This window comes from Salipiger sp. D13 (genome assembly GCF_003703915.1).
GTDB classification, from domain to species: domain Bacteria; phylum Pseudomonadota; class Alphaproteobacteria; order Rhodobacterales; family Rhodobacteraceae; genus Salipiger; species Salipiger profundus.
Genome location: NZ_ML112600.1, coordinates 1 through 19,397, shown reverse-complemented (window position 1 = coordinate 19,397; position 19,397 = coordinate 1). Strand labels below are relative to the sequence as shown.

At 62.0% G+C, this 19,397-nt stretch carries 17 protein-coding genes; 2 read left to right on the top strand and 15 right to left on the bottom strand.

What is annotated here, in order from left to right:
* Positions 1-3: 3 nt before the first annotated feature.
* From D6860_RS14445 to D6860_RS14425, 5 genes are all read right to left on the bottom strand, one after another.
* Positions 4-2,337, bottom strand: coding sequence for a relaxase/mobilization nuclease domain-containing protein (locus D6860_RS14445; RefSeq protein WP_076625732.1), 2,334 nt, complete (start codon positions 2,335-2,337; stop codon positions 4-6).
* Positions 2,324-2,917 (bottom strand): helix-turn-helix domain-containing protein, encoded by a 594-nt coding sequence (locus D6860_RS14440; protein WP_043754095.1) that lies wholly within the window; start codon positions 2,915-2,917, stop codon positions 2,324-2,326. Before D6860_RS14440 ends, D6860_RS14445 begins: the two co-directional genes overlap by 14 nt.
* 551 nt (positions 2,918-3,468) lie before the next feature.
* Positions 3,469-3,675 carry a hypothetical protein gene (locus tag D6860_RS14435; RefSeq protein ID WP_007120662.1) on the bottom strand — a complete coding sequence of 69 codons (207 nt, stop codon included), beginning with the start codon at positions 3,673-3,675 and terminating at the stop codon, positions 3,469-3,471.
* Between the two features lie 358 nt (positions 3,676-4,033).
* Positions 4,034-4,759 (bottom strand): SH3 domain-containing protein, encoded by a 726-nt coding sequence (locus tag D6860_RS25990; RefSeq protein ID WP_371683198.1) that lies wholly within the window; start codon positions 4,757-4,759, stop codon positions 4,034-4,036.
* Positions 4,760-5,342: 583 nt separating this feature from the next.
* On the bottom strand, positions 5,343-6,272 hold the full coding sequence (locus tag D6860_RS14425) for a DUF2493 domain-containing protein (protein WP_076625730.1): 930 nt from the start codon (positions 6,270-6,272) through the stop codon (positions 5,343-5,345).
* A gap of 738 nt (positions 6,273-7,010) precedes the next feature.
* Between D6860_RS14425 and D6860_RS14420 the strand changes: the two genes are divergently transcribed.
* Positions 7,011-8,960 carry a TIR domain-containing protein gene (locus D6860_RS14420; protein ID WP_043754103.1) on the top strand — a complete coding sequence of 650 codons (1,950 nt, stop codon included), beginning with the start codon at positions 7,011-7,013 and terminating at the stop codon, positions 8,958-8,960.
* Positions 8,957-10,513, top strand: a complete 1,557-nt coding sequence (locus D6860_RS14415) for an argonaute/piwi family protein (RefSeq protein WP_043754109.1) — start codon at positions 8,957-8,959, stop codon at positions 10,511-10,513. Before D6860_RS14420 ends, D6860_RS14415 begins: the two co-directional genes overlap by 4 nt.
* A 205-nt stretch (positions 10,514-10,718) precedes the next feature.
* Here D6860_RS14415 and D6860_RS14410 read toward each other — a convergent pair whose 3' ends face one another.
* From D6860_RS14410 to D6860_RS14370, 10 genes are all read right to left on the bottom strand, one after another.
* Entirely contained in the window at positions 10,719-11,447 is a 729-nt protein-coding gene (locus D6860_RS14410; protein WP_076625729.1) for a DUF736 family protein, read from the bottom strand.
* Positions 11,448-11,571: 124 nt separating this feature from the next.
* Complete coding sequence (locus D6860_RS14405) at positions 11,572-11,874, bottom strand: hypothetical protein (protein WP_028288606.1); 303 nt, start codon at positions 11,872-11,874, stop codon at positions 11,572-11,574.
* Between the two features lie 100 nt (positions 11,875-11,974).
* Positions 11,975-12,436, bottom strand: a complete 462-nt coding sequence (locus D6860_RS14400; protein ID WP_028288607.1) for a DUF6915 family protein — start codon at positions 12,434-12,436, stop codon at positions 11,975-11,977.
* A gap of 1 nt (position 12,437) precedes the next feature.
* On the bottom strand, positions 12,438-12,824 hold the full coding sequence (locus tag D6860_RS14395) for a DUF6878 family protein (protein WP_076625728.1): 387 nt from the start codon (positions 12,822-12,824) through the stop codon (positions 12,438-12,440).
* A gap of 121 nt (positions 12,825-12,945) precedes the next feature.
* Positions 12,946-17,208, bottom strand: a complete 4,263-nt coding sequence (locus D6860_RS14390) for a strawberry notch family protein (protein ID WP_076625727.1) — start codon at positions 17,206-17,208, stop codon at positions 12,946-12,948.
* Positions 17,209-17,310: 102 nt separating this feature from the next.
* The gene (locus tag D6860_RS14385) at positions 17,311-17,463 is read right to left on the bottom strand and encodes an antitoxin PaaA2 family protein (RefSeq protein ID WP_043754116.1); all 153 of its coding nucleotides are present in this window, start codon (positions 17,461-17,463) and stop codon (positions 17,311-17,313) included.
* On the bottom strand, positions 17,453-17,617 hold the full coding sequence (locus D6860_RS25275) for a hypothetical protein (RefSeq protein ID WP_009819683.1): 165 nt from the start codon (positions 17,615-17,617) through the stop codon (positions 17,453-17,455). Before D6860_RS25275 ends, D6860_RS14385 begins: the two co-directional genes overlap by 11 nt.
* Positions 17,618-17,711: 94 nt before the next feature.
* Complete coding sequence (locus D6860_RS14380; RefSeq protein ID WP_076625726.1) at positions 17,712-18,230, bottom strand: type II toxin-antitoxin system YhaV family toxin; 519 nt, start codon at positions 18,228-18,230, stop codon at positions 17,712-17,714.
* Positions 18,227-18,553, bottom strand: coding sequence for a type II toxin-antitoxin system PrlF family antitoxin (locus D6860_RS14375; RefSeq protein WP_005668772.1), 327 nt, complete (start codon positions 18,551-18,553; stop codon positions 18,227-18,229). Before D6860_RS14375 ends, D6860_RS14380 begins: the two co-directional genes overlap by 4 nt.
* A gap of 124 nt (positions 18,554-18,677) precedes the next feature.
* Positions 18,678-19,331, bottom strand: coding sequence for a DUF6927 domain-containing protein (locus D6860_RS14370; protein WP_028288610.1), 654 nt, complete (start codon positions 19,329-19,331; stop codon positions 18,678-18,680).
* Positions 19,332-19,397: the final 66 nt, after the last annotated feature.

Sequence of the window (19,397 nt, the reverse complement as noted above, 5' to 3'; positions counted from 1 at the left end):
CGCTCAATGGACCTGTCCCCGCTCGGTCTCGCCATCCACGTCTGTCGCGCGGTGTTTTTCGTATTCGGCATCGGCGAGTTCATCGACCACCTGGCGCAAGGCCTCCGTGTTGGCCGTGGCGGCATCGGATTGCAGATAGACCTTGGCGACATAGAGCCGGTCGAGACGATCCTCGAGAACCTTGTCCAGCGCATCGGCATCGCCGGATGTGAGCCGGTCGAGTTGGCGCACGTCCAGCACCCGCGCGATCTCCTCGCGGAAGGCGTCCCGCTCCGCCTCGGTTTCGAAGGGCGCGGACAACTCCCCTGCCCGCTCATGGTCCAGAACACGCGCGATTTCGTCTGAGAGGCGGCCGGATCGGTCAGACAGCGGTGCAGTTTCATCGCGGGCCGCGAGGATGTCGTCGCGCGTGCCAACCCCAAGTCCGTCGCGCAACTCGCTTTCGCGGCGGACCTGATTGATGGCCTCCGTGTCCCGTATCTCGACGACAGCGGCATAGGTCGCGCCGAGCCCGCGGGCGAGGTGGGACGGCATGTCCGGATAGCGCTCCCTGAATTCATCCGTGACAGCATCTGCAACGGGCGTGCGGATATCGCGTCCCTCCATGATCCGGTCGACCTCGCGGGTGATCTCGCTGGCGCGGGCCGCATCGGTAATGGTCTCCCTGTAAGGCTCAGACCGGTCAATCACATCGCCGGGGCGTGCGAGCAGATCCGGGTGTGCCTCGAGATATGCACGCTGCTCCGTCTCAATCCGGCGCTCTGCCTTTGAGACCACCTCCCAGTCCCGGTCTTCGATCCGCTGCGCTGTCAGGCCCTCTGCGCGCATCTGCTGACGGATTGTCCCTTCCATCGCCCGGACCGCGTCCCGGTGATAATGGAACCGCTCGCTGATCGGTTCCGCTTCCATGACGCCATCCCGGCGCAGCACGTTCTCGCGCTCCAACAGCGTGCCAAGTTCCACATGCACGTCATTCAGGATGTCACGCGCCTGTTCCAGATCGGCGCGGCGCTCGAGGTTCAGATCGCGCGCCTCAGCCACCTTGGAGAGATCATCTGCGATCCATCGATGCTCCAGCGCGGCATTCGCGGCCCCGGTCTCGATCCGCGCCACCACTTCCGATGTGCTGATCCCGGCGCCCCGTAGCGCTGCGTCGATCCGAGAGCGCAGGCGCGGCTCTGTGAGGCGCTCCAACTGGCTCTCTTGGATGTTTGCCTCGGAATAGACCCCGCCCTCCGAGGGCGCCTCTGACAACGTGCTCGAACGCAATCCGAGCGGCTGCATGTGCTGGACCTGCGTCTGGATCTCGATAAGGCGCTTTTCCAGCACCGGACGTTCCGCATCGGACTTCTCTGCGATCATGCCCTGCACCCGCGCGAGCTTCTCCGCATAGAGGCTTCTCAGATCCTCGAAGCTTTGATCCTCGGCCATATACACATCTCCTGTTCGGTCCACCTGCCCGCCGCGCGCCAGCACCTCGCCCGCGCGAAATAGCGCCGCCGCGATATCCTCGCGGGCTTCTCGCGAAGCTTCCGTGGCGAGCGAGTGGTAGACAGTTCTGGTATTGGCGATCTCCGCCAGCGTCCGCGTCAGGTCGGCCCCCACGCGCGCGCGCTCGCGGGGCGCGCGACCCTCGTCTTTCGCCGCATAGACCTCGCTGGTCCGGGCGGGGTAATGCACGACACCACGATCCACCCGGCGCGTGGCCTCCAGGCGCACGCCATACTTTTCTGCCTCCTCGACCATGGCGAGGCGGAAGTCGTCATAGTTGAACCGATGGTTCCGCCCCAGAAAAAAGAACTCGCCTTCCTGCGAGCGGCGGTTCAGAACCAGATGCGCATGCGGGTGATCGCGGTCCTCATGCACCGCAATGATGTAATCGAAATGCCCCTCATCGGTCTGGAAAAACCTCTTCGCCACGCTTTCGGAAATATCGCGGACATCCTCACCGCGCGTGCCAACTGGGTAGGACATGAGCATGTGGGTGGTCTGGCCGAGCTTGGGCTTGAAGCCCGCGTCCCACCGCTTGGCAAAGCGTTCGGTGAGGTCTTTGATGTCCTTCGCTTCGAGCTTCGCCTTGCCATCCAGAAATCCGCTTGAGTCCACGATATGGGTGGACTTGGTGGTCAGATACTCGAGCTGGTTCATCAGCTGCGATTTGGTGTGCGTTCCCCCGCCCCGGATCGCCTTGAAGACCGCTGGCCGGTGCCCCGCCGCCGCACGCACAAGCTGGCTCTGCTTGGCTACGTGCAGCCCCTGCATCGAGCCCCGGATCCGGCTCCAGCCATCCCGGAAGACCTCGCCCGTGACGGCATCGACAGCATCATTCAGCCGCATGCGCAAACTCCCTCAAGGCGGCCGTGGCCTCGAGCTGCATCGCGTCTCGACGGCGGCGCAGAAGCAGGTCAATCTCGTCAGCGGAATCCAGAATGAACCGCGCCAGCCCGCGCAGCTGCGCGAGGCGCAATTCGGAGAACTCGGCACTCGTGCCCCCCACGGCCCCCTGCCCCATCCGGTTGGCCTGCGTCATCTGTTTGGCGATCTGCGCGACCCCATTGCCGACCTCGTGCAAAGAGGCCCTGTATCGCGCCATCTCGGCCGCCATCTGCGCATCCGGAACGAACACCCCGCCTGCCGCCTGAATGAGCCGCCGCAGTCCCTCAGCCCGGCTCTCGATCCCGGCCTTCGCCAGCACCGCGTCGAGCGCCTCAAGCTCCGAAGCCGTGACCTTCACACTGACCGCGGAGACCGGGATGGCTGCATCCGTCTGGCGCTCGGCATCGGCCTTGAGCGTGTACTGGATCGCCCGCGGCGACACGCCAAACCGCTCGGCCAACACGGATGTCGACACACCTTCCGCAGCCTCGCGAACGATCTCCATGCGGTTCGCATCTGTGAGACGTTTTGAACGAGACATGCGAAGAAAGACCCCCTATTTCCTGCCAACTTCCACCAAGGCTGCCCCCACCTTACGATAATATACCAAACAGTCAATTGTATACTTACGTCGCATTCAGGCTCAGGCAGCCTTGGTGTCCGCTTCACGCCGCGGCCCGCAGGGACGCGGCTCTGCCGCCCTCACCACCAGCACAGCCTCCAGCTTCAAAGGCCCCTTCTCCAGCACCGCCCGAGGCTCTGGCCGAACACGCATGTGTTCGGACGGAACCGCGGGCGGGCGCAAACCCCACCGACAGGGCGGACAGGCAGGGTCAAGGAGGGCCAGATTTGGGCCCCCAAATCTCTGCCGCAAAAACCGGGAGGCCCTGGCCGATAGGTTTTTGTGGATGGCCCCCTTGAGGCTGGCTGGCCGGTCTGTCGCGGCCTGATCATTCTGGGAGGCGTGCGTCCGTTGAACGCGCAGCGACCGGCACTTAGGGGAGATCACTGTCGGCGATCACCCGCGCCAGTGACGGCATCCCTGGAACAGGGACAGGGCCGCCTGATGGCGGCCCATCCTCGTCAGAGGATTTAGTCCTGCGGATCCTTCGCGCTCGGCGGGAACATCACCAGCTCCGAGACCGCGACCGGGAAGTCGAGCTTGAGGCTAAAGAACTCCGAGCCGTCCCCGTTGCGGGTGTTGCGGAACATCGCGCCCACGCGCTGAAAACGGGTGCGCTCCTGGCCATCGGTGTCGGTGAACTTGACGGGGACGGTGGCGACGTAGTGGTTAGTCATTTGGGTCTCTCCTTGTTGCGATGGGGATCACCCGGCACGGGGGCAAGAGGCCCGGTCGCAAGCGCAAATGCGGAGGGTCCGTGGCTACGCCGTGGAAGCCGTATTTGTGCTTGCCGGAGCGAAGCGGAGGGCACGATTGGGCCGACCCCGTGCGATCCGCATCAATGAGCAAAAAGGAGTGACCCGAATTTGTGCCACCACTTTGAAGCCGCCATCGAACCCGTCGATCGTGACCGAAGATGGCCTGGTTCGTTCTGATCCAATGCATCTGGATAACGATCCGTCACGCTCGCGATGCGGCGGGTCAGCGTTCTGCCGCGCGCGAAGGTCCGTCGTCTGGGTCGGTTGGGCGCGTATGCTATCGGCACCAGGGTTGAGGGCGTGGGGGACAGCTGGTGCGTCCACATCGGTACGGCACGGCCAGACCTTCAGCAATGAGCGTGCTGCCGACGTCCCGACCGTCAACGAACAACGAGCCGCAGAACCGCCCAAAATTGCACTGATCCGTACCCTCTGTCCCGGGCCGGCAGGAACAGGCCACGCGCTCAAATTCAATTGATGTCGCGCCCCGCACTAATTGACCTAGACGCGCAGTCGCGCGCTCCCCAACCTCACGCTCTGCAGTGCAGGCGGGTTTCCATGTCTCAGGCGCGTTAAATCCGACGAGACGCACGTTCGCTGTTAGGCCTCGAACATCGACCGTATCACCGTCAATGATCCGCACATCGCTGGCGCGAAGCGACCGGTCCTGTGAGGCGGGTCGCTCTGTTGACGGCGCGACCAGTGACAGGAAACGGGTAGCCATCCAGCCCGTACCAAAGTTGGATCGAATTTGTGTCCACTGCCCTTCTTCTCGAAGCTTTTCAACGCGGCCCCCCTCGCTCAAGACACCCATCACGGCATTCGAAGTAGACGGTCCAGCACGTTGATTGACACGCGTCCCTGTCACATAGACGTAAGCGGCGTCGGCAGTTTGCGATGAGGGAACCGCTGACGGACTGTAGGGTGTGGATCGCGAGTTCGATGATTCAAACAATGATCCAACCAATGCGAAGAATCCGACAGCGATCACCAACGGCACCATGATTTGGCGTTGAGCCTTGCGCACGGCACGCCGAGGTGCATTGATCGCGCGGGTCACGGAGACCGGACGGGGTCTCGCCTGAACGCTTCTGGTACTATGCTTCGGTGCTGGTTGAGAAGTCCTGTCGTCGGCCGCTGCCCTTTTCTGTGCCGGATTCTCCCGTTCCAGTTTCAGGACTTTGTACAGGCTGGCATACTGAGCTTTGCTCAGGCGCGTCTTCGTTCCATACCGCTGAAACCGTTCAGCCATATTTGTAAGGAAGGACACTTCCCAATCGTTTGCCTGACCGGACCGCAAACGCGCATCAATACGCGATTGAATCTCTTTGGTGCGTTCCGGAGAAAAAGGCATCTAGGAAAAACCTGGGCGAGTGTTGATCTGTGGAACAAATGTCTTCTGCCACACGGCCACACTAAGCTGTAATTGCATAGAGATACCATCCAGCCATTCCCGAAACCAGATTGGCCGGACTACAAACACCAAGCCTGTCGATGCCCATTGTTGGAGTTAACTGCGACACCGCCGATGTTCGCACACATCTGGGAAAACGACGAAAGGGCCGCCCGAAGGCGACCCTCTAAACTCACGTCTCCGCGGTCTTCTTCGCCGGGTCCGCAACCCGCATGACCGTCAGGCCTTTCGCTTCCGCCTTCTGCCCGAGGTTCAGCGCCACCCCGTTGCCGCCGAAGAGAACAACCCCCGTCGCCGCGAACTTATCGTCCAGCATTTCGTCGTTGCACTTGAACGGTGCCGCCCGCCCATGCGCGGACCAGCGCGGATCGAAGCGCGCCTGTGCTATCCCGCGTGCTCGGGCCCACCGAGCCGCGATCATCTCCGCCCCGTGCTTGCCACCCTTGTGGCAGAGGAAGATCTCCTGATTGCGGTTCTGCCTGATCCGTTCGCGAACCTTGTCGAGCGTGTTGAAGATCACATCGACATCGGTCCAGTCGGTGGCGCCCGAGACAATCAGGGGAACCCCCTCGACTTTCGACTTCTCGGCAGTCTCGCGGTCGTGCTGCTCGAGGAGCTGCCGCGCCTCGAAGACCGCCCCGGTCTCTTGCGCCCGGACGCTTGCGCGCGACCCAACTGCCGGGATGAAGGCGTGACCCGTCTCGATCTCGTAGCATTCCGCCGCCGCCTCGCTCATCACCTCGATGGCGCTGACGATCTCGCGCAGTTGCAGGAAGCGGGCCTGCGCCTCTTCGAGCGCGGTCTCGGCGATCTCCGATCCATCGTGGGATTTTGCCAGTGCGCCGATGTTGTCGGCGGTGCGGTCGACCTCCTTGCCGAGCGCCACCTTGCGCCGCTGCAGGATCGTGGCGAGCCCATGGGCCAGCGGTTCGATTTCTGCCTCAAGGCCGGTCCCGCGCAGCGGACCGAGCAATGCCTCGAAGCTCTCGCGGATGATGCGGTCGGTCAGGATGTGATCTTCCGGGATCGGCAGCTGTGCGTCCTTCTCGGTCAGTCCGAAAAGCTCGATGGTTTCGTAGGTGTTCGCTTGATCGTATGCCATGTCTGTTCTCCAGATTTCGGTTGTTCGACCACCACGTGAGTGTGGTGGCATGGCCGAATGCCTGGTTTCCGAATCTGCCCGGGTCAGGGACGGCGCAGCCGCCGGCTTGCCGGGCGCAAAAGTTTTCCGTGCGCAACACACGACACATGCGCGCCCTCACCCACGGGACCGCCCCGCGTCACAGGCCCGGCCTTCGCCGAAAAGTTTTGCGATCCTTGACGCGGGCTGATTTGGGGGCCATCCGGAGGATATGCTTCCGCACTCATGTGTGTGTGTTTTGACGGTAGGTTTGCCCGACCCGAGCAGGCAAACGGCCCGACCGGACGCGGGAGACGGATGAAGCGGCGGGATCGTTTTGCCCCGCAAAACAGACCAGAGCGCAATCCGGCGGAGCGGCCGGGGAGGGACGTGCTCGCGAGGCGGGCAAACCGGGATGCCAGGCGCAACGCCGCGGTGAGGCCGCATGGCCGAATGCGCGACGGACCGAAGGGCCGTTCTCCCCTGCGACACGCGAAGCCAAGATGGGGAGGCTAGAAGCGTTAAACCAAGGTTGATGTACAGGAAACTCCCCTGCCAACTATACTAAGTTCCTATCAGAGCATGCGACATGGACAGAAAGCCGACCTTCGCGGCGACACATCGTACCTGTGCTCTAGATTCTCTGTAAAATACCAAATCGGCATGTCTGTGAGGTAAGTCTTGGGTGTAATCCGGACTGGACGGCGATATATAGATATTATGCCTGCCGATTTCTCTGCCTTATCGCCCTCCGAGTTCGAGGCGCTTTCAGCCGACCTTATCGGGCGCGCTCTTGGTATCCGCTTCGAGCAATTCGGCGAAGGAGCTGATGGTGGAATAGATGGACGCCACGCGCCGGAGGCGCAAAGCCTGACGATCCTACAAGCTAAGAGATACGAGAGATCTGCTATCTCAGCTTTGAAGCGTGAAATGTCGAAGGAGCGCGCGAAGATCGATCAGTTGGCGCCCGATCGCTACATCCTGTCAACGTCCGTAGCGATGACCCCACAAAGGAAGCAGGACCTCGTGGAGATTTGCGGCCCCGCCATTCGATCTCCGGGAAACATCTTCGGGCGCGAGGATCTTGAGGCATTGCTGCGCGCGCATCCTGACATCGAGGAAGCTCATCCCAAGTTATGGATCCCCGCGAGCGGGCGTACGCTGAAGCGAATGCTTCATGAGACGCTGGATGAGCGCGAGGGCCACCTGAAGCCTCCTTCGGTCCTTCGAGCGTTGCTTCCAAAGCCAGGGATCGGCGGAAAGGTGGAGTCAGAGGCGGAAACGCAACGGGATACCCTGTTCCTTGTCGGAGCGCGCCCCGACCACGATCACTTCATCCTTTGGCTCGGTCCAAAGCTCGAAGCGCACGGATATCGCGTTTTTTCCGAGATCCTGACTCTCGAGCCTGGAGACAGATGGCACAAGGAGATTGGAGTGGCGTTGGAGCACCGCGCTGCGAAGGTTCTGGCAGTGGCGGGCGCGGCCACCCGCGCCAACGACGACGCGATGGACCTGATCGACAGGGCGAAAACGCTTGCTGCAAGTTTTGGCGACACTCGCCTGATTATCCCGTTACGGATCGAGGAGGGGGCCAAGATTGATGGCCTCCGCGATGCGACGCCTGCCGATTTCGCGCGGGGTTGGGCAGAAGGGCTTTCGAAGCTTCTGGAGACGCTGCGTCGCCAAGGCGTAACGCGCCGACGCGAGCACATCGCGGTCGCAGCTCAATGGGACAGCTTCCGCAAGCGTGGTGCTGTTCCGCTAGTGCGCGAGCCAGAGTCCTTGGTCTCGAATTGGATTCAGATCTTGGAAATGCCCGATGAACTCCACTTCTACGAGGCGGCAGGAGCGGTCCAGACCGACGTCCTCAAGAGGCGGGTGCGAGGGCTGTCGTTTCCCGCCGTCGCGCATGAGCGAGGCGTGATCACCTTCGCTGCGCCCCCTGATGTTGGGGAAAGCCTCGAAGGCGTAGCGAAGTTGCGCCTACGGACTTCTGTGCCGGTTGTCGATGCGGTAGAAAAGGGTATGCCTGAGATAGGCGTCGCGGGACGTGATCTGTCGAACATGCTCACGGGCCTGTTGCGCGATGGATGGGAACGGCACTGCAGGAATATTGGCATGGTCGCCTATGCGTATTCCAACGGCGATGGTTTCCATGTGTCCCCTAACCAGGTCGCGATTGGTGAGCGGGTGCCCTGGGGGCGACAAGGTGAGCGCCGGTCGTCGATGCTGCGCAACATCGCCCGAAAGCATGTTTGGTCCTATGGGGTGACGGCGATTCCCCGAAACTGGCCTTTCTGGCACTTCCGTCTGAAAGCGCGCGTCCTTTTCGCGATGGATAACAATACGGAGCAGGGCGAACGCATAGATGATCCGAAGAAGATGCATCGCCTTCGCAGATCGGGCTGCAAGGGTTGGCGCAACAAGCAATGGCACGGACGGCTTCTGGCATTCCTTCAGATCATGTCGGGTGACTCAGCCTACATTCGGGTTCCGCTGGCTCCAGGCCAGGACATGCTTCTTTCCTCTGAGCCCCTTCTCTTCACGTCGCCGGTCAGTACAGCTCTTCCTGACGTGGGCGACCCGGATGCCGAGGAGCAGGACGAAAGCACGCTCGGGCGGCCAGAGGCTGACGACGACGATGCTGAGCCCGAAGGAGACGGTAAATGAGGTTTCCCGAAGCAAGCTTGATCGTAGATCACTTCGATGAGCCAGAACTCGACTTCCGCCATGACCAGAGGAGCCACCACCCAAAGGACGGCCTGTTTCTCTATGGACCTCATGACGGCCCTCGGAAGCTTCGAGAAGTCCGAATTGGGGTTGTGGGAACGTCGGACGGGATCGGACACTTCCGATCTTGGAGCCGCCGGCTGCTTTCCGGGATACCGGTGCCGCCTCCGGGGCCGACGGAGAAGAAGGACCGTCTTCATCTCGCGGATTTCGCCGGGCTCGAAGAGACATTCGGCATTACTTTCGATCCAGATCGGCTCAGGTCCCTGACGGTCGAGTTTGACGCCATCGAGCGGGCGACCAGGGTGCAGAACATGCACGAGGCCGTCGATGCGGTCGCCCGTATCTACACTGAGCGCGTCCACAAGTTCAGGCGCAACGAGGAGGGTTCGATTGATGTATGGATGTTCGTCGTGCCCGAGATAGTCTACGAGCGCTGCCGTCCGGAATCGAGGCGGACCGGTTTGACCCTGGTCGCTGGAAAAACGCCCAAGAAGCAGCGCGCAAGGTCACCCCAGTCGTTCCTTTTCATGGACGAACGGTTCGATCCGCGCATTGAGGACGTGTTTGACGACATTCCCGACTTCCGTAGGCACATCAAGGCGACTTTGCTCTCGATCGCGCCCTCTCAGATCCTGCGCGAGTCGACCCTTGAGCCGACAGCGTTCCTCAACAGTGCGGGCTATCCGAAGCGAACCACCCAAGACCCTGCGACAGTGGCGTGGAACATCGCGACGGGGCTTTACTATAAGACACAGGACCGTCCACCCTGGCGGCTGTCGAACGTGCGCGAAGGAGTATGCTACATCGGGATGGTCTACAAGAACCTCCCAAACAACCGCGATAATCACGTCTGCTGCGCGGCGCAGATGTTTTTGAGTGAAGGCGATGGCGTGGTGTTCCGCGGCGCGAATGGCCCTTGGAAGACCGGCAAGTACGAATACCATCTAAACGCTGACGCCGCGAAAGAACTTCTAGAGACTGTGATAGAAGCGTACCGGGATCTGCACTCCGAGCCGCCCAAGGAACTCTTCATCCATGGGCAGGCGTCATTCAACGACGAGGAGTGGCAGGCCTTCTGTCAGGCGGCTCCGAAGGGGACGAACGTCGTCGGTGTACGGATCAGACCTACGGGTGGTGACGCAAAGCTCTTCCGTGCAGGCGACTACCCCGTGATCAGAGGAACGGCTCTAAGTTTAGACGAGAAGAACGCCTATCTTTGGACGAGCGGCTACGTCCCGCAGCTGGATACGTATATCGGGCCTGAAACACCCAACCCGCTTATGGTGACGATCCTGCGCTCAAAGCATCATAAGCCAGAGATGCGGACGGTACTTGCTGACATCATGGGACTGACAAAGATCAACTACAACTCGTGCAACTTCAACGATGGGTTGCCGGTAACAGTCCGCTTCGCAAAGATGGTCGGAGACATCCTTGTGATGGGTTCGGCGCGGGAGGGCGGACCGCAGCCATTCAAGTACTATATTTGACCGGGCTGTTTTCGGGTGTGTGTTCGGACGCGGGGCAGGCCGTTCTAAGGGCTGCCGCCATCTTATGTTTTGGGGCCGTTCGCAACCTGAACGCGCCTGGCAAATCACTAACTGACCTTACTTTCATGCAAATGGACATTGTAAGAGGGGAACCGTGATCCCACGGCTCCCCTTTCGGTGCGGATCGTCTAATCTCGCGCGTTGGTCACGCGACCAGCGACAGCCCTGCGCCTGCGTCCTGTGGCTGCTCACCGCTGTCGATGAACGGGATGATCGAGAAGGTCTGCCCGCCGCGCTGCTCTTCGTTCTGCACGGCGTTGACGCGCAGGTCACCGTAAGGCGTGTTGATCAGCAGCGTCAGGTAGTCATTGCCCGTGCGGCTGCTTTTGGCCATCCACGCCGAGCCGACGCGGATCGGTGTGCCCCGGGGCGAGCTGACCTCGATCCGGTAATCGGGGTGGGTCTCCTCGGTTTTGTAGCTGTTCTCGATCAGGATGAACTCCAGATCGAACATCATGTTGGCGATGTAGCCGGTGAAGGCGTTGTCGGCGTCCATAGCGGTCAGCTCGCCCGAGATCGAGCCGGATTTCATCAGACCGTTCGAGACCAACGGGATGATCTCGAATTCGCCGCTCTGGGCCGCGCGCGCCTCTTTCGTCTGCACCGCGTTGACCCGGAACGGGCCGAGGCCCACATCGATCTGCATCGAGATATAGGGGTTTCCGCTGGTATTGCCCGTCTCGTTCCAGGCCGTGCCGATGCGGACCTTGCGGCCCGATTTGTTGACGGCCGTCACGTCGTAATCCGGACTGCGCGCGGACATCTTGGCCCGTGCCTCAAGCTGGATGGCGATGTCAAATCGCGTCGAGTGGATCATGCCGGTGTATTCGGCGGCGGCGGTCTCGACATTGCGGGTGAGGGTTCCTGCGAACATGGGATGGTTCCTTTTGGATTGGCCGGTGCCTGACGTTCTTGCCAGCGCATCCGGGATTGCTTTCTCGACCCCTCCTGGGATCACAAACCAGAAAGCTTGCTTTCCTTTCAGCCCCGCCCACGGGTCAGAGCTGCCGTCCGAGTGGGCATGCCCCCGCGCGTTCGGGTGCTGCGCCCCTCCCCTGCCCGTCTGGTCTTGATTGGCTACCCGGATTTTCCGCGCTGTCCTTCGATTGCGCGATGAAGAACTCCGCCTCTTTTCCGTTCAACCGGTGCCCGCTCCGGTCGGTCAGGCCGATGCAGCTACCGTTCGGCACAAAGGTGATGAGGTACTGACCGAGCCGGTCCTTGTGGACAACGTAGCCGGTATTGGCCCAGTGCACGGTCTGACCGGCATCGACGGCCGCCTTGATGTCTTCGAATGTCATGTGATCCTCCTCAAAAAGATTGCTGGGGAAACGACGCAAGAAGCCTGATCTTCCGACCGGGCTTCTATGCAGCATTCGTTTGGCAAACGACCGAGAGCTGTCAGGCGCTTTGCGTGGCTTGCGTCGCGCGCGCCGCCATCCAATCTTTCAGGCCGAGAACCGTTCTTCCGGCGGCCACCTCGAATGCCCAAGCAACCCTTGGATCGCCGCAGGGCTCCCCGCTGAGGTGCTGCTCGATATGGCCATTGGCCATCCATGGCTCAGGCTGTATCCGTCGCAGCCAGTCCGCCATGCTCGGAATGCGGCCCTGGCAGTCTTCGCGGACATGCTGCTCGCCGATCCAGCGCACGGGGATGTCCCGACCCGCGCTATTGGTCAGGGTCAGACCGAAGACACGTTCGGCCTCGAACAGGCCTTGAGCATGATGACGCAAGGCGCGGTGCGTGAAGAGGGCGAGGTGTTCTTTCGAGGCGTCGAACCAGTCGTGGATGTCCTGATAGTCAGATGGCACCCCACCGAATTTCCGGGCAGAGCTTTCAGCATGATGAAGCGGATGGGCCATCTCAAAGCCCGTCGTCATAGCTGTGCGAGCATTCAACGTAGCGGTCCGCATGATCGAGCGTGATGCTGTCGTTGCGCAAGTCCCAGGTCAGCGTGCCGTAGCCGCCCTCGTTGTTCTCGAACCCCGGATGATGGTGATAGGCGAGTGACCAGGCGAAATCGCCCACGGCGGTGACAAGCGCTTCCGGCAGTTGGACCTCCGCAGGCTGCACATTCACGTCCTCGACATTGCCGGAGTCGCCATAGCCTTCGTATTCGGCGGTGACCTCGTTGATGCCAAGCGCGCGCAATTGCACGATCAGTTCCGCTCGGGTTGCTTTCAGGGTGGTTTCGTGCTCGGCGCGCCACTGAGCCGCCATTGCGGCATAGTCGATCTGGGGATTGGTCATGGGTCTGTCCTCTTATCAGAAGTTGGGGGGCCAGGCGTCGCATTGGTCAGCGCGCGCCCGGAAAGCGCAGACCGGCCAAATCCCGATCCGCGACGCCCGACCCAAAGCCCGCTTTGGCTTTTCAGGCGGCTTGGTCTGCCGCGTTGCTGGTTCCCTGCCCCACAATCCGGGCCAGAATGCTGACCGTGTCGATCCCGTCCCCATGCGGCAGGAACACCCGCAGCTGGAAGGCAATGATCTCGGTGAAACACCCCATGGCCTTGAGGCCTTCGATCATGCCCTTGTCCGCACCGCCCAGCTCAAGGCGCATCTCGCCTGCGACCCGGCGACGGGTCAGCGTCAGACCCCGGCCCAGATCGACCGGCGTGGTGGTGCCAAGAGCCGCAGTCAGCATCTCCTGTGGCGTTTGCGGGTTAGAAACGAGGAAGCTGGCGCGCAGCGCGGCCGCCCCTTCCTCGCTCAGCGTGCGCCCGATCATGGCGGTCGCCCCGTCCGGCGTGACGCGGTAGATGCGTTCATTCGTGGTCGGGATGTCCTTCCAGATCGGCAACAGCAGCCCGGTCAGCAGGTAGAGCTTGGTTGTGGTGGTTTTTGGCAGGGACGCTGCCTCGGCATCCCAAAGCTTTGCAAACTCGGGCCTGTCGATGTCTTCCCAGGCCGAAGACGTGAACCGAGCCTCTTCGAGATAGCTAGACCCGTTTGGCCGCACCGCCTTGCGCATCAGTGTGACAATATCCTCGTCATACATCTGCATGGGGCGCGCCGAGATGAGCGCCGCGCGACCGGAGGCGCGATTGACCATCGGTAACTTGTCGGGATTGCGCGACATGGCCTCTTCGGCGTCCAGCACATACACTGGGTCGGTGACCTCCAGCCCGATAATCCGCGTCACGGCGCCGGATTTCGGGCAGGTCCAGAGATCCTCGGTGGAGACCTGTTCTATCTTGTCGCCGCGTAGGGTTTCCACGCCGAGATCGAGCGTGCCCGCCGCGCGCGCCCGTTCCGTCTGATCGGCAATCCGGCGCATGAACTCGGCAAAGAGTGCGTTCTGCATGTGGATGGGAAGGGCAAGCACCCGGTTGAGAAACCGCTGGATCGGGGGAAGCTCCTCAAGGAGCACCCCGTCCTTGTCGATCAGCCGCAGGGCGGTCCAGTCGGTGAAGCTCTCGTAGCTCATCGCCTCAGCGCGCCCGGCGGCAAGATCGGCGAAATACCCACGCAGCGCCGCTCGCGCGATCGGGCTTTCGAGATTGTCCTCCTCGCGGAACATGCCTTGCGAGCCGGTCTCGCGCTGACCCTTGGTCAAGGCCCCCAGCTGGTCGAGGCGCTTGGCTATAGTCGAGGTGAAACGCTTTTCGCCATGCACATCCGAGGTGCAGACCCGGAAGAAGGGCGCGCTGACTTGGGCAGAGCGATGCGTGCGGCCGAGCCCCTGGATGGCCGCATCGGCGCGCCAGCCGGGCTCCAGCAGGTAGTGCCGCCGCCGTTTCTGGTTCTTCGCCGTTTGCGCCGCATGATACGACCGGCCCGTACCGCCCGCATCGGAGAAGATAAGGATATCCTTATCACCGTCCATGAAGGCTTGGGTTTCGGATGAATTGCTGCTGGCGGCGCGCTTTTCGATGAAGAGATGACCATCCTCGGCCTTGAGGGGTCGGATGGACCGCCCCGTGACTTCTGCCACGGCCTCGTCGCCAAAGGCCCAGAGGATCTGATCCAGCGCCGAGGGGATCGGCGCCAGCGTCATCAACTCCATCATGGCCGCGTCACGCAGAGCGAGCGCCTCGCGCGAGACGACCAGCGCGCCAGTTTCATCCCGAAGCGGCTCAGCCACCATGTTGCCGTCGATCTCCACGAGCTTTTGGGCATGGATCGGAAAAGCCTGTTCGAGGTAGGCGAGAACATAGTCGCGTGGCGTCAAGGCACCCTCGACGAGTTCATCCTCCGGGTCCATCGTCTCAAGCCGACGCTTCAACAGGCTCTCACCCGTCGAGACCACCTGGATGACGCAAGCCTTGCCTGCCGCCAGATCGTCCGCGATGGCGTGGATGATGGTCGGGGCCTTCATGCCCATCAGCAGATGATTGAAGAAACGCTGCTTTGTGCTCTCGAAGCGGGACTTGGCCGAGGCGCGTGCTGCCGAGGCATTGGTCTCTCCCGAGGCATCGTTGACGCCGGTGGCTGTCAAAGCGGCTTCGAGATTGTGGTGGATTGTGCGAAAGGCTCCCGCATAGGCGTCGTAGATCTCGATCTGGGCCGGGGTGAGCGCGTGTTCGAGCACGTCATACTCCACGCCATCGAAGCTGAGGGCGCGGGCCGTGTAGAGGCCGAGCGTCTTGAGATCGCGCGCGACCACCTCCATGGCGGCGACACCGCCAGCTTCCATCGCAGAAACGAAGCTCTCGCGGCTTGGGAAGGGGTATTCCGGCCCCTGCCCCCAGAGACCAAGACGCGCGGCATAGGCCAGGTTGTGCACGCTCGTGGCACCCGTGGCCGAAATGTAGAAGACGCGAGCGCGGGGTGCTGCCAGTTGCAGCCGCAGGCCTGCAAGGCCCTGCTGGGAGGGTTTGACCCCCCTGCCCTGCTCGGACCCGGCCGCGTTCTGCATGGCATGGGCCTCATCAAAGGCCAGTACGCCGTCGAAGTCTTCGCCCATCCAGTCGAGGGTCTGGCTCAGTCGCGTGGTGCCACATTTGCCCGCGGACCGCAGCGTGGCGTAGGTGACGAAGAGGATACCGTCGCCCATCGGGACGGGCTGATCCGGTTTCCATTTTGAGAGCGGCTGGATGTCGGCTGGCGAGCCGCCGAGATCGGTCCAGTCGCGGATGGCGTCCTCGATGAGCGTGGCGGATTTGGAAACCCAGATCGCCTTTCTGCGCCCGGCCAGCCAGTTCACGAGAATGAGCCCCGCGCATTCGCGCCCCTTGCCGCAACCGGTGCCGTCGCCGAGGAAATAGCCAAGGCGATAGGCACGTGCGTCTGGATCATCATCGGCGCGCGTCAGCTTGGTCTGGTCGTCATCGATCGCGAACCGACCCGGCAGGTCGCGCCCATGGGCGTCATGCGCCATGATGATGGTTTCCAGCTGCGCCTCGGAGAGATGTCCCTCCTCGATCAACCGTGCGGGCAGGCGCAAGTCATCACTGCCCGTGTTTGAGGGCATGGGCGGGGCAACCGAGGCCATGGCGATGCTCTCGACGAGCGGCGTGGGATGTTCTTGCGCACCCGCGATCTCGATCCGCTGCGGACGGTAGCGCGCATAGATGTCCGAGATGGGCGTGTTGTCGCGCGGGATATCGAGGCTCTTGAAAGTGAGCGGGACAACGGCATTGGCCCGAGATTTGGAGGCGGCGACAGGCGCAGCAGCGGTCTTGCGCGGGGCAGATGATGGAACGATCGGTCGCGCATGAGGGATCGCTTCAGCCCGTTGGACGGGGCGCATCTCGGGCCGGGTCGCGGCAACTGCGTCGACAAAAGGAAGGGCTTCATCCAAGTCCCGGACACTGGCGCGGAACATTTCGCCGTCCTCCTGCACCTTGTCGAAGACCATCAGCTGGGTTTCGACAGAGGTGCCGAGCTTGCGATAGACCTGTCCCGGCATCGTCAGCGCCAATCGCGGCGTCAGGAGACCGCAGGCGCGGGACCAATGCGCGGCATCGCGTTCGGGCGTGAATCCCGGCGGCATGATCGCCACCAGCCGCCCGCCGGGTGCCAGGCGCTTTGCAGCCGCGATGAGATGCTTGGCGGCGATGTGCTTGTCTCGGGAGCGATCGACCGAGGAGGCGAAGGGCGGGTTCATCACCACGACCTCGGGTAGAACCGGCGTCTGCAGCAGATCATCGATATGCTCGCCGTCATGGCCTGTGACCTCGCCGCCGAAAACCGCGCGCAGGAGGCGCTGGCGAAAGGGGTCGATCTCGTTGAGCAGAAGCGTGGCACCGGCCCGGGCGGCGAAAGCAGCCAGGGCACCGGTGCCAGCCGAGGGCTCCAGAACGGTCTCGCCCTTGCGGATCGCCGCGGCCCGCAAAACCAGCGCCGCGAATGGCAGCGGCGTGGAAAACTGCTGTAGCCGGATCTGCTGCTCTGACCGGCGGGTTTCCGTCAGGAGCCGTGAGGCAAGTAGCCTTGCAGCGGCGGTGTCACCTGCCGCGCCGTTCCCACGCAGCAGCACCTGGACAGCCGCTGCCTGCATCATGTCATAGGCCATGCGCCAGTCCCAGGCGCCACCGGCATCGCTGCCATGAAACGTCTCGCGCATGATACGCGCGAGCGCTGAACTGCGCAGGGGCTGGTCATCGACCTCCGTGCCGATTTGCGCGAGGGCAGAGGCGAGATCGGCTTCGGAGATTGCGAGAGCCGGGTTGGCCGTTCTGGGTTTGGACATGGGGATTTTCCTTTGGATCAGGGTCTGAGTTCCAAAGGACAAAAAGCCCGCTTTCGCTTTTCAGGGTGACGTAGTCAGACCGCGCCGACCTCAAAGGCTTGGTCAGGACTTGGGTTCGACCTGCCGCTTCGCATCAATCAATGCCTGTGCGGCCTGCATCACCTGAACCTGAGATGTTCCCGAGCGTGCATCCTCCAGCGCGGCCTGCACCTGCGCGCAAAACCACGTGTCATAAGAATTCGCTTCAGCGGCCACGGAAATGCTCCTCGAGCCCGATATCCAGCAGCTTGCCGAGGTCATCGGGCATGTCTGCAACGCGCACAGCAATTGGGAAACGGTGCCCCGTCAGGTCAGGCGCGCATTGCTCCTCTAGACCGAGGTGCTGCCTATCCTTTTCCGTCTCATTCATTGTGCTTTCTCCGACCGCATTATCAGCCGATGCTACATCTTCGAGCGTGGCGTCGTAAATGATAATGCCAAAGGGTCATAGCAAGCTGGCCCACTTACCGATCGGGCACCGCTTCAAGGGATTTCTCGAACCGCTTGCCTCCCGCTGCAGCTTCTTTCAAGAGCGCGTCGAAATTGTCAGGTGGGTTGCCATCTTCCAGCATCCCTTTGAACGTCGCATAGGCATCCGTCTTGCTGCCATAGGCGCGCAGGGTCTTGTCGTCGTTCACCCATGCCACCACGATGACCTTCGCATCGCTGTTGAACCGGTAGAACAGCCGATACTGCTGGAAGAATTTCGCCCGGAACCAGTGCTTGCGGTGATCGCCGAGTGTGCCGCCTTGCCGGAAGGCGGCGGCACCCGGATCTGCAGGTATGGCCTCGGTGACCAGCTTGAAGATGGCGGCCAGCCGTTTCGTCGGGTTTTTCTTGTGCCAGGTCTTGGGATCGCGAGCCTTACGCGCCTCTACCTCCTCGACCAGCCCTTCGAGCTGGTCCAGAAAGAGTGGGTGCGCATAAATCGACCATCCATTCACGACAAGGGGCGCTTGGGCGGGCACGCTATCGCCGCTCATTCATCCTCGAGCGATAGCGGCGCATCGAGATCGACATCAACGTCTCCGACCAGTGCTGCAAGACGGTCATGCAAAGCCCCATCGAAAGCCCGAATGCGGTCCGGATGCGCCTTGATATCGGCCTCGACAAAATCGAGAAAGGCTCCGAGCACGGGATCTTCCTCGTCGCTGCGCACGGGCTCGATATAGACCCTGCCACTCGGCTCGGTGCAGTAACGAATCTGGTCGCCCTTGCCCAGCTTGAGCTGTTTGCGCACACCCGCCGGCACGGTCGTCTGATACCGATCCGTGAGTTTCGAGACATCTTGTGCGAGGGCTGTCATGGCAGTCTCCTGAAGAAAAGGGGCTTTGCTGCCCGCGATAGGTAATGCATTTGCATTGCCTTGTCAAGACAAGCCGCAGCATCTGCTGTCGCCGGGCAGGTCGATGAACCGTCCGGCGCAGGACCTAATTTCGCCCCGCCAGGAACTCCGCCAGCACCGGGCTAGCCGCACCTTTCGTGGAGCTGAGCAGCTCCGAGCCCGCAAGCGAGGCCTTCGACAGGCGTACGAGCCCACCAGTTTCCTCGATGCGGTAGCAGCGGCGCTTTTGCCGCCCACGCCTGTAGTGGGTCGCGGTGACAATCTGGCAGGTACTGCCATCGGTGAGCGTCACAGGGGTGGCGAGCTTGATCTTGTCGCCTTCCTCGTAGTCCGGGATCGCAGCCCAGTCCTGGCAGCGCTGGCGCCAGGCATGAGCATAGCTGTCTGGGTCTTTCAGCTCGGACAGCAGGGCCAATAGGCTCAGTGGCGCGCGGGATTCGACCGGTCCCGCGCTTTCCTCCATGTCCTTGTAGCCCCAGCAGCCGTCATCATATCGGGTAAGGAATACGGCGGCGAAAGTGATCGAGCCGTCAGGATCGGTGACATAGGTCGCGTCCTCGACAGGGGTGCCGTCGCGATTGGTAACCCTAGCCGCTGCATACCAGGTGGAGCCAACCTTGCAGGCCTTGACCAGTTCAGTTTTGCGCGTGTCGCCCTCAAAGGTGCAGAGCCGGGCAATTTCCGCTTTCTCATCCGCGTAGGATTTGACGCGGCCGTCGGTGTAGAACAGCCATCCCATCTCAGAGTCCTTTCTCTCATTGGGGAATTGTTGTCGCCAATGTCCCGTGTATGGACGCCCCCGGGG

Coding starts and splice junctions, on each gene's coding strand:
- D6860_RS14445 (WP_076625732.1), bottom strand. CDS start 2,337: ATGCGGCTGAATGATGCTGTCGATGCCGTCACGGGCGAGGTCTTCCGG.
- D6860_RS14440 (WP_043754095.1), bottom strand. CDS start 2,917: ATGTCTCGTTCAAAACGTCTCACAGATGCGAACCGCATGGAGATCGTT.
- D6860_RS14435 (WP_007120662.1), bottom strand. CDS start 3,675: ATGACTAACCACTACGTCGCCACCGTCCCCGTCAAGTTCACCGACACC.
- D6860_RS25990 (WP_371683198.1), bottom strand. CDS start 4,759: ATGGTGCCGTTGGTGATCGCTGTCGGATTCTTCGCATTGGTTGGATCA.
- D6860_RS14425 (WP_076625730.1), bottom strand. CDS start 6,272: ATGGCATACGATCAAGCGAACACCTACGAAACCATCGAGCTTTTCGGA.
- D6860_RS14420 (WP_043754103.1), top strand. CDS start 7,011: ATGCCTGCCGATTTCTCTGCCTTATCGCCCTCCGAGTTCGAGGCGCTT.
- D6860_RS14415 (WP_043754109.1), top strand. CDS start 8,957: ATGAGGTTTCCCGAAGCAAGCTTGATCGTAGATCACTTCGATGAGCCA.
- D6860_RS14410 (WP_076625729.1), bottom strand. CDS start 11,447: ATGTTCGCAGGAACCCTCACCCGCAATGTCGAGACCGCCGCCGCCGAA.
- D6860_RS14405 (WP_028288606.1), bottom strand. CDS start 11,874: ATGACATTCGAAGACATCAAGGCGGCCGTCGATGCCGGTCAGACCGTG.
- D6860_RS14400 (WP_028288607.1), bottom strand. CDS start 12,436: ATGGCCCATCCGCTTCATCATGCTGAAAGCTCTGCCCGGAAATTCGGT.
- D6860_RS14395 (WP_076625728.1), bottom strand. CDS start 12,824: ATGACCAATCCCCAGATCGACTATGCCGCAATGGCGGCTCAGTGGCGC.
- D6860_RS14390 (WP_076625727.1), bottom strand. CDS start 17,208: ATGTCCAAACCCAGAACGGCCAACCCGGCTCTCGCAATCTCCGAAGCC.
- D6860_RS25275 (WP_009819683.1), bottom strand. CDS start 17,617: ATGAATGAGACGGAAAAGGATAGGCAGCACCTCGGTCTAGAGGAGCAA.
- D6860_RS14380 (WP_076625726.1), bottom strand. CDS start 18,230: ATGAGCGGCGATAGCGTGCCCGCCCAAGCGCCCCTTGTCGTGAATGGA.
- D6860_RS14375 (WP_005668772.1), bottom strand. CDS start 18,553: ATGACAGCCCTCGCACAAGATGTCTCGAAACTCACGGATCGGTATCAG.
- D6860_RS14370 (WP_028288610.1), bottom strand. CDS start 19,331: ATGGGATGGCTGTTCTACACCGACGGCCGCGTCAAATCCTACGCGGAT.